Below are 13,597 nucleotides of genomic sequence, written 5' to 3' on the forward strand. Positions count from 1 at the left end.
CGCAAAGAAAAATGACAATGCAAATGAAATCAACGCCTTAAGGCAAAACAAAGCCAGCACCACCGGCCCGTACCCCCGCGCCGGACCCGGCCCCAAACCGCCCGGAATGCCCCGGAACCGCAGCACCGGCCACTTACCCACAGAACAGCGCGCCTTATCCACAGATTCACAGCCCGGAATCAAAGAATCCTCTTCTTCTGGCTCAAAATATCCCGGGGGAAGCCCAAAGGGCCGGGGGCAGAGCCCCAAACAAAATGGACGGCCCATGGGCCGCCCCTCAAACTTCAAACCTGAAAGCTCAGCATTCAGCCCTGCTCCTCCAGCACCTTGCGGGCGGCGCGGAAACATTCCAGTGCCTGGGGCACACCGCAGTAGATGCCGATCACATGGATGATCGCCCGGATCTCCTCTTTGGTAACGCCGTTATTGATGGCACCGCGGCAGTGCAGCTCCCATTCGTGCATCTTGCCCAGCGCTCCGATCATCGACAGATTCATCATCGAGCGGGTCTTGGCGTCGATCACATCATCGCCCCAGCCAAACCCCCAGCACCAGGCGGTCATCGCCTCCTGGAAGGGCCGGGTGAAGTCATCGGCCGCGGCCAGGTTCGTTTCGACATATTCGGCGCCCAGGGTGGATTTGCGCTGTTCCAGGCCCTTCAGGAACAGGTCTTCGTCAAATGTGCTCATGTCAGCCTCTCAGTTTCATGGCGATGTTCTTGGTCTGGACGTAGTTCCACAGCGCCCCGCGGCCCTTTTCGCGGCCGTAGCCGGATTTGCCGTAACCGCCAAAGGGAGTCTCGACGCCGCCGGCATACCATTCGTTCACGAAGACCTGGCCTGCGCGGATCTGGCGGGCGCAGCGGGTTGCGCGGTCCAGGTCTCGGGTAAAGACACCGCCGACCAGCCCGTATTCGGTGCTGTTGGCGATCTTGATGGCTTCGGCATCAGACCGGAATTTGAGGACCGAGAGAACCGGCCCGAAGATCTCTTCGCTGGCGATGCTGTCGTTCGGGGTGATGCCGGAGACCACGGTCGGGGCCAGGAGGGCGCCCGCATTGCCGACGGGCGTCCCGCCCGCAGCGATGGTTGCGCCCCCGGACTGCGCCTGCCGGACGATGCCAAGCGCACGGTCGCGCTGGGGCATGGACACCATCGCCCCCATATTGGCGCCGAACTCGGCCCGGTCGATACCGGCGCCTACGGTGAGGCTTTCGGCCACGTTCACCGCGCGCTCGACCAGTTCGTCGTGGCGGCTTTCGTGAACGATCACCCGGCTCATGGCGCTGCAGACCTGGCCTGCGTTGAAATAGATACCCCAACGGATGTCATTTTCAAACGCGTCGAGGTCGGCATCCTCATGCACGATGGCGGCGGATTTTCCGCCGAGTTCCAGTACGCAAGGCACCACGTTCTGCGCCGCCGCGGTGGCGATGCGGACGCCGGTGGGGACGGAGCCGGTGAAGACGATCTGGTTGACCTGCGGATGGCCTGCAAGGGCGGCGCCCGCCTCATGCCCGTAGCCGCAGAGGATGTTGACTGCCCCCGGCGGGAAACCCGCGGCCTCGGCCGCGCGGGCGAGCCAGGCATTGGTGAGCGGCGTCAGTTCCGGTGTCTTGATCACGCAGGCATTGCCGGTGGCCAGCGCCGCCGACAGCGAGCGCGCAGTCATCTCCACCGGGTAATTCCAGGGAATGATCTGGGCGGAGACCCCCTTCGGCTCGTTCTCGGTCCAGTCGAAATAGCCGCCGCCGAGCGGGATCGAGCGGCCCTCCACCGTGCTGGCCTGATTGCCGTAGTACTCGAAATAGAGCGCCGCGCCCTCGATCTCGATCCGGGATTCCCAGAGCGGCTTGCCCTGCTCCAGGGTCAGGACCGGCGCGATCTCGTCAATGTGGCTAAGCAGGTAGCGGCCCATCGCCTGCACCATGCGGCCGCGTGCAATCGGGCGCAGCGCCGTCAGCTCGCCGGACAGGTGCAGGCGGCGGGCGGCCTGCACGGCGCGGTCCACGTCGGCGGCATCACCCAGCGCCTGGCGGGCCAAAAGCTCCCCATTGGCCGGGTTGGTGACATCGATCCACCCTGCCCCGCCAGGCACCCATTCGCCGTCGATATAGTTCAGCCATTCGGCATCAAGCTGTGTCATGATCGTTCAAATCCCTGCTGCTGCCAGATCGCGGTCTGCCGCGTCACGCATCCATTTCTGAAGATGCAGGATGGAATGTTCCGAGTTCACACCGCAAGCGGGATCGACCACCAGCGGCCCGGGCACATAGCCGCGGCTTTTGAGGCCGCGCTGCACTGATTCCACCAGGTGAATATCTTCTTCCACCGTGGTGGCGCGGTCCTGCACCGCCAGTCGGCGCACGGTTTCATTGTCTTCGCCGCGGACCGAGTACCAGCCGCGCCAGACCACGACGTGATCGGCATCCACCGCGCGCCAGTGATAGGTATTGAGGATGTTGCCCGGATAGACCTGGAAGGAGAACATCGGCCACAGAAACCAGCTGGAGTATTTGCCGTTGTTCTCGAACCCTGAGTTGATGTCATAGGTCATCTGGTCCAGCGAATTGCATTCTGTGGTGTGGCGCAGGCAGAAGCCCTGGGGCTGAATGTCATAGGTTTCCGGCTTGATCACCCCGGTGGAGAAGGTCGGGTGGTTGAGGCTGCAATGATAGCACTCGGAGTAGTTCTCGACCGAGACCTTCCAGTTGCAGTTTTCCGGGATTTCCACCCATTCCAGCGGCTTCAGCTCACCCCAATTGGGGACGAAGCTTTCCAGCTCGCCGCGCACGCCCGGAAACCAGTCGTCCATCGGCTGGGCTTCGGGATCGAGATTCACGAAGATGAAGCCCAGGAAGACTTCGGTGCGGACTTCGGTCAGGCAGACCTTGGATTTGTCAAAGCCCTGCACCGATTTCAGGTTCGGCCCGGCGCGCAGCTGGCCGGTCAGCTCATACGTCCAGGCGTGATAGGGGCAGACCACAACCCGCGTGGTGCCCTCGCCCGAGACCAGCTGGTGAGCGCGGTGCTGGCAGACATTGTAGAAGGTGCGGATCTCGCCATCCCTCCCCTTGATGCAAAACAGGCTTTCCCCGGCCATCTCGAATGTAAAATAGTCACCGGGGTTTTCCAGCTGGCTAGCGTGACCGGCGTATTGCCAGGTGCGGGCCAGAAGGCCGTTGCGCTCGGCCTCGAAGACAACCGGATCGGTATAGTACCGCCCCGCGAGGGAATGTGTCAGAGGGGCGTTCATTCAGGTTCCTCCGCATAAAGACCCAGCTGATGCCTGCGTTGGTGGAAATGCGCGACCCGTTCGACGATCTCGTCGCTGGAAACCGCGATCACGAAGGAGAGCAGCGTTTCCAGCAGGGCGATGGTCGAGACGGAAGACGGGAAGAATTGCGGCGTGTCCGCCGCGACGACAAAACCGTGATCCGCATTCAGGACCACGGGGCTGGCAGGGCTGTCGGAAATGCCGACAATGGTGACCCCCTGTTCGCGCGCGATGCGGATCGCCTCGATCACCTCGGTGCGGTAGGGCTTGCAGGTCATTGCGATCAGCACGTCCTGGCTGTCGGCCCAGGCCAGATCGTCAACGGCCGTGGAACCGGGCTGCGGGATGGCGTGGAACTGCTTCATGCCGGTGGAGGCCAGATAGGTGAAGTTGCGGGCATTGGCGTTGTTGACGCCCACACCCAGGGTAAAGACCTGACGGGACTGCCAGATCACCCTTGCCGCCGCTTCCAGGCAGCCCGCATCGATGCCTGCAAAGGTCTCTTCGATATTGCGGATCGCCGCCCCCGCCATGTCGGCATAAAGCCCGCCCAACCCGCCGGACTTGCCGATATCCAGCAGCCAGCGTGCCCGGTCCGGAAAGGACACCCCGCCCCTGCGAATCGCCTCTCGGAAGGGGGCGCGAAAATCCTCGTAGCCTTCAAAACCCACCTGCCGCGCCATGCGGACAAAGGTGTTGGGTTTCACATTTGCTGCCTCGGCAATCTCGCGGACAGTGGAAACCCCGACATCCGCGGGGTTTTCCAGCACATAGCGAGCCGCCTTCTGCGCCTCGGGCGTCAGGGCCTCCCACTCTTCGGTGAGGCGCTCCAAAACGGAATTTGATACATTTGTGTCATTCATGATTGACGATGGTACAAATGTGGAATTAGCCTGTCGAGCAGAAAAGCGCATGGCAATCAGGAACGGCGAAATGGCTGAGAAGGAATTCCCCACGCAGGCCCGTGTGGTCATTGTTGGCGGCGGCGTTATGGGGGCGGGCCTGGCCTATCACCTGGCGCATGAGGGCTGGGGCCCGGAGGTGGTTCTGCTGGAAAAGGCCGAGTTGACTTCAGGCTCGACCTGGCACGCGGCGGGGCAGATCACCCATTCCACCAGCTCGTTCGGGTTGGGCAAATGCGTCGACTACAACATCGGGCTCTACTCCGGGAAACTGGAGGAAGAGACCGGCCAGGCGGTGACCTGGCACGGCTGCGGCTCGTTCCGCCTGGCCTATACCGAGGATGAGATGGACTGGCTGCGCCACACGCTGTCGGTCGGGCGCAGCCTGGGTTTCAACATTGAACTTGTCGGGCCCGAAAAGGTCGCCGAGCTGCATCCCTTCTATAATCTCGAAGGAGTGCTGGGTGCGCTCCACACCCCCGATGACGGCCATGTTGACCCGACCAACGTGACCATGGCGCTGGCCGCCGGCGCCCGCCAGCTGGGCGTGCGCATCTTCCGCCGCTGCCGCGCCACCAACATCACGCAAGGACCGGGTGGCGAATGGATCGTCGAAACGGAAAAGGGCACCATTGCTTGCGAGCATGTGGTCAACGCCGGCGGCACCTATGCCCGCCAGATGGGCGAATGGTCGGGCCTGCAGCTGCCGATGACCTCGATGACCCACCATTACTTCGTGACCGAGCCAGTGCCGGAGTTCGAGGGCTTGGACATGGAACTGCCGGTGATCCGCGATGACAAAAAGGTCTCCGGCTATATCCGGATGGAGCAGAAGCGCGGCCTGATCGGGATCTACGAGAAGGAAGGTTCCAACTCGGTCTGGCATGACCACTGCCCCTGGGACTACGAGAACTGGCTGTTCGATGCCGATTACGACCGGGTGATGCCGTGGCTGCAGGAAAGCCTGAACCGGATGCCGATCTTTGCCGACCTCGGAATTCAGCGCGAAGTGCACGGCGCGATCTCGCATCCGCCGGACGGCAACCCGCTGATCGGCCCGGCAGCGGGCGTGAAAAACTACTGGTGCTGCTGCGGCACCCAGATCGGCATCGGCTGGGGCCCCGGCCTCACCCGCGAGCTGGCGCGGTGGATGGTGCATGGCGCCGCCGGCATTTCCATGCGCGAGTATGACCCGCGCCGCTTCGGCTCCTATGCCACCAAGGACTGGCAGGTGACCAAGGCGCATGAGGACTACAAGCTGCGCCACGAGATCCCCTTCCCGCATTTCAACCGCCTGGCGGGCCGCCCGGTCAAACCCTCGCCGCTTTATGACCGGCTGAAGGAAAAAGGCGCGGTCTATGAGGAAGTCTACGGCCACGAGCGGCCGCGCTGGTTTGCCAGGAACGGTGTGGAGCAGCGCGACCACTACTCCTTCAAGCGCAATGTGGTGCACGGCATTGTCGGGGCAGAGGTGAAGGCCGTGCGCGAGGGCGCGGGCATCATGGACATCTCCGCCTTCACCAAGGTCGAGGTTTCCGGCCCCGGCGCCGCGGCGCTCCTGGACCGGCTGACCGCCAACCGCCTGCCGCGGAAGGCGGGCGGCATTGCCCTCACCCACATGCTGAACCGCCACGGCCGGATCGAGCTGGAAACCACCGTGGTGAAACTGGCAGAGGACAGCTACTACCTGGTCTGCGCCGCCTTCTTCGAACAGCGGCTGCTGGACCACCTGAACCAGAACCGCGCGGGCGACGAGGTGGCGATCAAAACCCTCTCCACCGATTGGGCCGCCCTTGCGCTCAATGGTCCGAAGTCCCGCACGGTGCTGGCCTCCTGCACCAATGCGGACCTGTCGAACGCCGGTTTCAAATGGCTCACCGCGCAGCAGATCGAGGTTGCGGGGCACAGGCTCTGGGCCTTCCGCATGTCCTATGCGGGCGAGCTCGGATGGGAGCTGCACATCCCGCGCGGCAACGCCCTGGCAGTGTATGACGCGCTCTGGGCCGCTGGCGCGGCGCATGGCATTGCCGACTATGGCTCTTTCGCGATGAACGCCATGCGGATGGAAAAGGGTTTCAAGGGGGCTGGCGAACTCACCAACGAAGTGACCCTGGCCGAGGCGGATGTGCTGCGCTTTGCCCGTACAGACAAGGACTACCTCGGCAATGACAAGACGCTGAACGCGGACGCCCTGCGCTGGGTCTGCGCCTATCTGGAGATCGAACCTGACGGCGTCACCGACGGCCATGGCGGCGAAGCGGTCCTGCTGGAGGGCAAGGTCGTGGGCTCCACCGCCTCGGTCGCCTATGGCCATACCGCCGGCAAGATCCTGGCCTTTGCCTATGTCAAACCGCACGCCAATGTGCCGGGCACGCCGATCGAGGTGGTGATTGCAGGCGCCCCGCGCCGGGGCCGCATCCTGGGCGCCCCCGCCTACGATCCCGAAGGCCTGCTCCCGCGCACCGACGCCGCACTCGCCCCGGCGGAATAAGCAGAACCCGGCTCCCCTCTTCTTCTTTGTGAAAATACTCCGGGGGGAGCCGAAGGCGGGGGGCAGCGCCCCCTCCCCATAGCCAAAAGGAAAACGCGAACAATGACCCTGCCCGACACCATGAAGGCGATGGTTCTGACCGGCCACGGCGATCTGGACAAATACGAATGGCACGAGGACTGGCCGGTGCCGCAGCCCGGACCGATGGAAGTGCTGATCAAGGTCGGCGCCTGCGGGCTGAACAACACCGATGTGAACACCCGCTCCGGCTGGTATTCCAAGACGGTCAAGGGCGCCACCGCCGGCGGCGCCTTTGGCGAGGCCGGCAAGGAAGACCCGGCCTGGGGCGGCCGTCCCCTCGCCTTCCCGCGCATTCAGGGCGCGGACGCTGTTGGCCAAGTGGTGGCCTTGGGTGACGGCGCCGACCCGGCCCTCATCGGCAAGCGCGTCATGGTTGGCGGCTGGGTGCGCGACTGGGACGACCCGGAGAACAAGGACAAGGCCGGTTATTTCGGCTCCGAATGCGATGGCGGCTTTGCCGAATACACCAAGGCGGATGCGCGCGGCGTGGCCGTCGTCGACAGCCCCCTCAGCGATGCGGAGCTGGCAACCTTCTCCTGCTCTTACGTCACCGCCGAAGGCATGCTGAGCCGCGCGGGCGTGGGCGCCGATGACACGGTGCTGATCCCCGGCGCCTCCGGCGGGGTTGGCGGCGCGCTTATTCAGCTCGCCAAGCGCCGCGGCGCGCGGGTGATCGCAATGGCCTCCGAGGCCAAACACGCCGAGGTGGCGGAGCTTGGCCCCGACCTGATCCTGCCGCGCGCGCCGGAGAACCTGCGGACAGCCCTTGGCGATGAGAAAGTCACCGTGGTCGCCGATGTGGTCGGCGGCGTGCAGTGGCCCAGACTGATCGACGTGCTGGAACGCGGCGGGCGGTACACCTGCTCGGGTGCAATTGCCGGGCCGATGGTGGAGCTGGACCTGCGCACCTTCTATCTGCGCGACCTGACCTTCACCGGCTCCACCGTGACACTGCACCGCAGCTTCACCGATGTCGTTTCCTCCATCGAGAAGGGAGAGATCAGACCGGCGCTGGCAGCGGTCTACCCTCTGTCGGACCTGAAGGAGGCCCAGGCCGCCTTCATCGCCAAGAAGCACACCGGAAACATTGTGGTGATCCCATGAGCAAAGACCTGTTCGATCAGGCACTGGAAGCAGCCAAAGCCTTTCATGCCGCCCTGCCCGCGGTGGCGGAGTTCCAGCCCTGGCCCGATGACATCACCTGGGCCGGCCGCGAAGGCCATCAGGTGCCCGGTGCGGCTTTGGTGCAATCCGACCCCGGTTTTGCCGCCGAGGGCCTTCCGGCCGCGGCCGAAGTGCGGGCCCTGCAGCAGGCCATCATGGCGCTGGCGCCGCACGCCGAATGGCGCCTCACGTATACCGAGGAGGAAGTCGGCAAGGATTTCCTGCAGCGCTTCGGCTGGTTTGAGCTGGTGGGGCCGACCGGCCATTTCCACTCCCTGCAGAGCCGGATGACCATCGGCTACTGGGGCCCGCGGCTGGACTACCCCTGGCACCAGCACGGACCGGAAGAGCTTTACACCATCCTGTCCGGCAGCGCCGATTTCATGGCCAAGGGCGAAGAGGTGCGCCGCCTTGTGCCGGGCGACACCAAGATGCACGGGTCCAATCAGCCCCATGCCATGATCACCAACGAGCATCCGATCCTCTGCTTCGTCTTCTGGCGCGGCGAGGGGCTGGCGGATGATCCGGCAATGTCCCCGGGCTGAGCAACAGGAGCGCCGAACATGAATCTCACCGGCATCCGCCCGTACCAGCCTCCCTCTGCCAAACCTGGGCGGTCCCCTTGGCCGCGGAGCTGGCAACGCGATCGCAACCGGTGCAGCTTCGGTTGCGCTGCTGCCACTGGCGGCGCCCGGGTGAAGACCGGCATGCACGTTGCGCCGGTCCCGCCCGGCCTGGGTGCCATCCCCGATTTCGAAAACCTTGGCGCCCCGATGGCCGGCTTCGGAGCTTCGCAATGACCCGCCGCGCCTTCCTCTTGCTGAAAATACCCCCGCCGGAGGCTCCCGCCCTCTCCATAAGGACAAACGCATGAGAATGACCCGCATTGCCGTTTACCAGCTCGATATGCCATTGACCGAGCCCTATTCCTTGTCAGGCGGCCGTCTGAAGTTCGAAAAACTCGACAGCACCTTTGTGCGCATCGATACCGACGAGGGTGTCTCAGGCTGGGGCGAGGGCTGCCCCTGGGGGCACACCTATCTGCCCGCGCACGGGCCGGGGATCCGGGCCGGGATCGAAACACTCGCACCAGCCCTGATCGGGCTGGACCCGCGCAGCCTGGATCATGTGAACCACGTGATGGATTTGCAGCTGCCGGGCCACCCTTATGTGAAATCGCCGATCGACATGGCCTGCTGGGATATTCTGGGCAAGGCCTCCGGCCTGCCCGTGTGGCAGCTTCTGGGCGGAGCGGAGGCGGCGCCGGTGCTGGTGAACTCCTCAATCTCCACCGGCAGCCCGGAGGAGATGCTGGCGCTGATCGCCCGTGCTGCGCAGAAGGGCTACATCGTGCATTCGGCCAAGGTGGGCGGCACCGATATTGGCCTCGACATCGCCCGGATCGAGGCGATTTCGGAAGGGCTGCCCAAGGGGCACAGGGTGACCTTCGACGTGAACCGCGCCTGGCCGCCGGGTGTGGCGGTTGAGGTGCTGAACTCGGTCAAGGCGCGCGACTGGGTGGAACAGCCCTGCGAGACGCTGGATCAATGCGCCCATGTGGCGGCGCGCGTGTCCAATCCGATCATGCTGGACGAATGCCTGCATACCTTCGGCGACCATCTGCAAGCCTGGAGACGCCGTGCCTGCGAGGGTGTGAAGGTGAAGCCCAACCGCGCAGGCGGGCTGACCAAGGCCCGGCAGATCCGCGACTTTGGCGTCTCCGTCGGCTGGCAGATGCATATCGAAGATGTGGGCGGCTCGGCGCTGGCCGATACCGCGGCGATCCATCTGGCCGCCTCGACTCCCGAAGCAAACCGGCTGGCGAGCTGGCTGTGCCACTATCATCTGGACGCGGATCCGGTCCCCGGCCAGGGCGCGCGGAATGACCGCGGCGTAGCGGTACCGCCGTCGCTGCCCGGCCTGGGGGTGACCCCCGAAGAGGGCGCGCTGGGGGAGCCGGTTGCGGTTTACGGAGGCTGAGGAGATGGCGGAACACCTGTTGCAGGAATTGTGGCGGTTAGCCGCCCGCACCGAAGGGCTGGCATGGTTTGCCGGGCGGATGCAGGGGTTGCCTGCGCTAGAGGTTGAGCCACACCGGCTGCCGGTGTGCGGAAGGATCGCGGAACTGGCCGCCAGCGGCACGCAGGTGAGCGCCGGCACCGCATCCGCGGTGGCTGCGCTGGCCGCCGCCCTGCCCGCCCTGCGCTGGCAGCAGACCTACACCGAGGCCGACGGGTTTTCCCGCAGCTGGCTGGACAATTACGGCTGGGTCAACCTGATCTCGCCCGAGGGGCTGTTCGCCAGCGATGAAATGCGGCTGTCGATCGGCTACTGGGGCGCCGGGCAGCACTATGACGAGCATTCGCACGCGCCGGAGGAGACCTATCTGATCCTCGCAGGCCAGGCCCGGTTCCATTCCGAGGGGCGCGCAGCACGCGATGCCGGACCCGGCGAGACCATCCACCACGCGCCGCACCAGAAACACGCCATTGATATGGTGCCAGGGCCGCTGCTGGCGGCGGCGTTCTGGCGCGGCGAGGACCTGTTGAAGAAATCCGATCTGGGAAAACGCGCATGAAGATCATCCGGATTTCGCTGTGGCATGTGCCGCTGACCAGCCACACCGCCTATCACATGGCCGAGGGCAAGACCTGCGGCACGGTCGAAACCGTCGTGCTGGCGCTGGACACCGATACCGGGCTCACCGGCTGGGGCGAGGTCTGCCCGATCCCGCATTACCTGCCCGCCTATGCCCGTGGCGTGGTGCCGGCTGTCGAGGAAATGGCGCCGGTGCTGCTGGGTGCTGACCCGGTGGGGCCGGAGGCGGTGATGGCCGGGCTCGACCGCTGGCTGCAAGGGCACGCTTACGCCAAGTCCGCCATCGACATCGCCCTGTGGGACCTGACTGCCCAGGCAGCGGACCTGCCGCTTCATGCGCTGCTGGGCGGGCAGCGGCAGGCGGACATGCCGCTTTATCACTCGATCACCTGTGTCGCACCGGAGGAGATGGCGCGCATCGCCTGCGAGGCGCAGGAGACCGGCATCGCCCAGTTCCAGGTGAAACTGGGCGCGGACCGCGACTGGCAGGCCGATGCGGCGCGGCTGCGGATGGTGCGCGAGGCGGTCGGGGACGGACCGCTGGTCTATGGCGACTGGAACTGCGGCGCCTCCTCGCTGGATGCCTCGCGCGCGGGCCGGGCGGTGGCGGATCTGGACATCATGCTGGAACAGCCCTGCGCCACCATCGAGGATTGCGCGCGGGTGCGCGCGGCCTGCGGGCTGCCGATGAAACTGGATGAAAACGCGCATGATACGGCATCTCTGCTGGCAGGCCATGCGGCGGGGGTAATGGATGCGGTGGCCATCAAACTGTCGAAATTCGGCGGCCTGTCGGCGGCGCGCCGGGCGCGGGACCTGTGCCTGCATCTGGGTGCGAAGATGTGCATCGAGGATACCTGGGGCTCCGACATCACCACCGCCGCCCTGCTGCATCTGGGTGCGGCCACCGACCCGCTGCGTCTGATGAACGTCTGCGACCTGTCCGCCTATGTCAGCCCGCGGCTGGCGCCGGACGGGCCGGAGCGGCGCAACGGCCGTATCGCACCGCCCCAAGGTCCCGGCCTCGGCGTGCGGCCGGACCGCGAGAGCCTTGGCGCGCCCGCAGCCGTGATCAGCTGATTTTTGACTTTTTGGTCAAAAACAATCTTAGAATGTGCAACCACACGCAACAGGAACCGAAAAAATGGAAAAGATCCTCACCCAGGCAGAATGGACAGACCGCGCCCGCGCAGTGCTGCCCGCCGGCGGTTTCGGCAATTTCGACCCCGGCATTGTCATCCGCGAGGGCAAGGGCTCGCGCGTGTGGGACGAAGACGGCAAGGAGTATATCGACTACCTGATTGGTTCCGGCCCGATGATGCTGGGGCATGGCCATCCCGAGGTGATGGAAGCCGTGCTGGAGCAGCTGCCCAAGGGCATGACCTTCTTTGCCAATAACGCCCGCGGGATCGAGCTGGCCGAGGAAATCTGCCGCGCCGTTCCGTGCAGCGAGCAGCTGCGTTACGTCTCTACCGGCGGCGAGGCGGATATGTATGCGATCCGGCTGGCCCGCGCCTTTACCGGGCGCACGAAGATCGTGAAGTTCGAGGGCGGCTATCACGGCATGTCGGCAGAAGCGCAGATGAGCCTGGCACCGGTCAAGCGGGTGAATTTTCCGCAGGCGGTGCCGGACAGCGCGGGCATCCCGCCGTCGGTGGCGGCCGAGGTGCTGGTGGCGCCGTTCAATGATTTTGAATACATCAAGCAGCTGATGGCAGAGCACGGGCACGAGATCGCCGCGATCATAGCCGAGCCGCTGCAGCGGATCGTGCCGCCGCTGCCGGGCTTCCTGGAACTGCTGCGCGCGGAAACCCGGACACATGGCAGCCTCCTGATCTTCGACGAGGTGGTGACGGGCTTCCGCTTCGCCTATGGCGGCGCGCAGGAACTGTACGGCGTGACCCCTGACCTGGCGACGCTGGGCAAGGTGATCGGCGGCGGCTTCCCGCTGGCGGCCATCGCGGGCCATGCGGATATCATGCGGCATTTCGACAAGACCCAGGCGGGCGCCGATGGCTGGCTGATGCAGTTGGGGACGCTGTCGGGCAATCCGGTGGCGGCTGTTGCGGGCCTCAAGACGATGGAGGTGCTGCGCCGCGAGGGCGCCTATGAACAGCTGAACGGCACCGGCAAGCGGCTGATGCAGGCGACCAGCGCCGCGTTGGAAGACGCCGGGGTGCCGTTCCAGATCGTTGGCGAGCCTGCACTGTTCGAGGTGGTATTTACCGGCGCCAAGGTGCGGGACTACCGCGGCACCCAATCGGGCAATGCGGAGCGTACCAGGCGTTACAACGCAGTGCTCCGCGAGGAAGGCATCTTCAAGTCGCCGGGCAAGACCTATCCGAGCCTGGCGCTGGCCGAAGAAGACCTGCAGCAGACCGAGGCGGCAATCCGCAAAGCCGCGATGGCCCTGGACTGAATTCCTGCGCAACAAGCCGCGCCGTCCCGCACGTGGGATGGCGCAGCGCTGGTGTCCGATCACCAGTGCCCTGAAAAGGCGCCCCCCGCCCGGCGTCCCCTTAGCTTCTGGTGGGGCGGATGATCGGGGCCGGCACGCGGCACGTGCCTGCGGCCGCCGGCACAACTCGGGCCCGCCGGTATTTCTATTGGGCGGCTCCGCGCGCCGGATACCGGCTGGCGCAATGGAATTCCGGACTGGGTTTGCGGCAGCGGCACCGTGGAATGAAAAGGCGGGCCGGCGGGCCGCCCGCAGTCCCAGCTGCCTGCATCTTAGCCCGTGGCGGCAGTAACGATAAGTTCGACGAGGAAATCCTCGCGCGCCAGCTTCGCCTCGCCGCAGGCCCGCGCAGGCGCGTGGCCCTCGGGCACCCAGGCGTCCCAGACCGCGTTCATTTCGGCAAAATCCTTCATGTCAGCGAGCCAGATCACCGTCTGCAGAATGCGGGTCTTGTCGCTGCCGGCCTCTGCCAGCAGGGCATCGATCTTTTCCAGGCAGTCCTGGGTCTGCTGCGCCACGCTGGCACCGGCGGTGCCGACCTGGCCCGCCAGGTAGACAGTACCGCCATGGCTGACGATCTGGCTCATGCGCTGGGTGGTGTGGTTACGGGTAATTTCGGACATCGGT

12 protein-coding genes are annotated in these 13,597 nt (G+C 65.2%); 7 read left to right on the plus strand and 5 right to left on the minus strand.

Translation table 11 applies throughout. The annotated features are described in order from the left end of the window. Positions 1–305: 305 nt before the first annotated feature. Genes OKQ63_RS15080 through OKQ63_RS15095 form a run of 4 tightly spaced genes read right to left on the minus strand, consistent with a single transcriptional unit; the run spans position 306 to position 4,139 of the window. Positions 306–689: a carboxymuconolactone decarboxylase family protein gene (locus OKQ63_RS15080; RefSeq protein ID WP_264210866.1), complete on the minus strand. Its 384-nt coding sequence runs from the start codon at positions 687–689 to the stop codon at positions 306–308. A 1-nt stretch (position 690) separates the two neighbouring features. After that, positions 691–2,145, minus strand: coding sequence for an aldehyde dehydrogenase family protein (locus tag OKQ63_RS15085; protein ID WP_264210867.1), 1,455 nt, complete (start codon positions 2,143–2,145; stop codon positions 691–693). 6 nt (positions 2,146–2,151) lie between these two features. Then, complete coding sequence (locus OKQ63_RS15090) at positions 2,152–3,255, minus strand: aromatic ring-hydroxylating oxygenase subunit alpha (protein ID WP_264210868.1); 1,104 nt, start codon at positions 3,253–3,255, stop codon at positions 2,152–2,154. After that, positions 3,252–4,139, minus strand: coding sequence for a MurR/RpiR family transcriptional regulator (locus tag OKQ63_RS15095; RefSeq protein WP_264210869.1), 888 nt, complete (start codon positions 4,137–4,139; stop codon positions 3,252–3,254). Before OKQ63_RS15095 ends, OKQ63_RS15090 begins: the two co-directional genes overlap by 4 nt. 70 nt (positions 4,140–4,209) lie before the next feature. On the opposite strand from OKQ63_RS15095, the gene OKQ63_RS15100 reads away from it, so the two are divergent. The 7 genes from OKQ63_RS15100 (at position 4,210) to OKQ63_RS15130 (ending at position 12,931) form a co-directional block, all read left to right on the plus strand. Further along, positions 4,210–6,669 (plus strand): FAD-dependent oxidoreductase, encoded by a 2,460-nt coding sequence (locus tag OKQ63_RS15100; RefSeq protein WP_264213933.1) that lies wholly within the window; start codon positions 4,210–4,212, stop codon positions 6,667–6,669. Between the two features lie 102 nt (positions 6,670–6,771). After that, a complete protein-coding gene (locus OKQ63_RS15105; RefSeq protein WP_264210870.1) occupies positions 6,772–7,854 on the plus strand; it encodes an alcohol dehydrogenase family protein in 1,083 nt (360 codons plus the stop codon). After that, positions 7,851–8,459, plus strand: a complete 609-nt coding sequence (locus tag OKQ63_RS15110) for a dimethylsulfonioproprionate lyase family protein (RefSeq protein ID WP_264210871.1) — start codon at positions 7,851–7,853, stop codon at positions 8,457–8,459. Before OKQ63_RS15105 ends, OKQ63_RS15110 begins: the two co-directional genes overlap by 4 nt. Before the next feature lie 325 nt (positions 8,460–8,784). Further along, complete coding sequence (locus tag OKQ63_RS15115; RefSeq protein WP_264210872.1) at positions 8,785–9,894, plus strand: mandelate racemase/muconate lactonizing enzyme family protein; 1,110 nt, start codon at positions 8,785–8,787, stop codon at positions 9,892–9,894. 4 nt (positions 9,895–9,898) lie between these two features. Then, positions 9,899–10,492: a dimethylsulfonioproprionate lyase family protein gene (locus OKQ63_RS15120; protein WP_264210873.1), complete on the plus strand. Its 594-nt coding sequence runs from the start codon at positions 9,899–9,901 to the stop codon at positions 10,490–10,492. Next, entirely contained in the window at positions 10,489–11,592 is a 1,104-nt protein-coding gene (locus tag OKQ63_RS15125) for a mandelate racemase/muconate lactonizing enzyme family protein (RefSeq protein WP_264210874.1), read from the plus strand. Before OKQ63_RS15120 ends, OKQ63_RS15125 begins: the two co-directional genes overlap by 4 nt. A 64-nt stretch (positions 11,593–11,656) precedes the next feature. Further along, positions 11,657–12,931 carry an aspartate aminotransferase family protein gene (locus tag OKQ63_RS15130; protein ID WP_264210875.1) on the plus strand — a complete coding sequence of 425 codons (1,275 nt, stop codon included), beginning with the start codon at positions 11,657–11,659 and terminating at the stop codon, positions 12,929–12,931. A gap of 311 nt (positions 12,932–13,242) precedes the next feature. On the opposite strand, the gene OKQ63_RS15135 is transcribed toward OKQ63_RS15130, so the two are convergent. Next, positions 13,243–13,593: a RidA family protein gene (locus OKQ63_RS15135; RefSeq protein WP_264210876.1), complete on the minus strand. Its 351-nt coding sequence runs from the start codon at positions 13,591–13,593 to the stop codon at positions 13,243–13,245. Positions 13,594–13,597 lie beyond the last annotated feature (4 nt).

The sequence above is a fragment of the Leisingera thetidis genome, from assembly GCF_025857195.1.
GTDB lineage: Bacteria > Pseudomonadota > Alphaproteobacteria > Rhodobacterales > Rhodobacteraceae > Leisingera > Leisingera thetidis.

What these genes read in the sequence shown, in the direction of transcription:
- OKQ63_RS15095 (WP_264210869.1), bottom strand. Translation starts at nt 4,139, where the DNA reads ATGAATGACACAAATGTATCAAATTCCGTTTTGGAGCGCCTCACCGAA.
- OKQ63_RS15080 (WP_264210866.1), bottom strand. Translation starts at nt 689, where the DNA reads ATGAGCACATTTGACGAAGACCTGTTCCTGAAGGGCCTGGAACAGCGC.
- OKQ63_RS15130 (WP_264210875.1), top strand. Translation starts at nt 11,657, where the DNA reads ATGGAAAAGATCCTCACCCAGGCAGAATGGACAGACCGCGCCCGCGCA.
- OKQ63_RS15100 (WP_264213933.1), top strand. Translation starts at nt 4,210, where the DNA reads ATGGCTGAGAAGGAATTCCCCACGCAGGCCCGTGTGGTCATTGTTGGC.
- OKQ63_RS15125 (WP_264210874.1), top strand. Translation starts at nt 10,489, where the DNA reads ATGAAGATCATCCGGATTTCGCTGTGGCATGTGCCGCTGACCAGCCAC.
- OKQ63_RS15120 (WP_264210873.1), top strand. Translation starts at nt 9,899, where the DNA reads ATGGCGGAACACCTGTTGCAGGAATTGTGGCGGTTAGCCGCCCGCACC.
- OKQ63_RS15090 (WP_264210868.1), bottom strand. Translation starts at nt 3,255, where the DNA reads ATGAACGCCCCTCTGACACATTCCCTCGCGGGGCGGTACTATACCGAT.
- OKQ63_RS15135 (WP_264210876.1), bottom strand. Translation starts at nt 13,593, where the DNA reads ATGTCCGAAATTACCCGTAACCACACCACCCAGCGCATGAGCCAGATC.
- OKQ63_RS15115 (WP_264210872.1), top strand. Translation starts at nt 8,785, where the DNA reads ATGAGAATGACCCGCATTGCCGTTTACCAGCTCGATATGCCATTGACC.
- OKQ63_RS15105 (WP_264210870.1), top strand. Translation starts at nt 6,772, where the DNA reads ATGACCCTGCCCGACACCATGAAGGCGATGGTTCTGACCGGCCACGGC.
- OKQ63_RS15085 (WP_264210867.1), bottom strand. Translation starts at nt 2,145, where the DNA reads ATGACACAGCTTGATGCCGAATGGCTGAACTATATCGACGGCGAATGG.
- OKQ63_RS15110 (WP_264210871.1), top strand. Translation starts at nt 7,851, where the DNA reads ATGAGCAAAGACCTGTTCGATCAGGCACTGGAAGCAGCCAAAGCCTTT.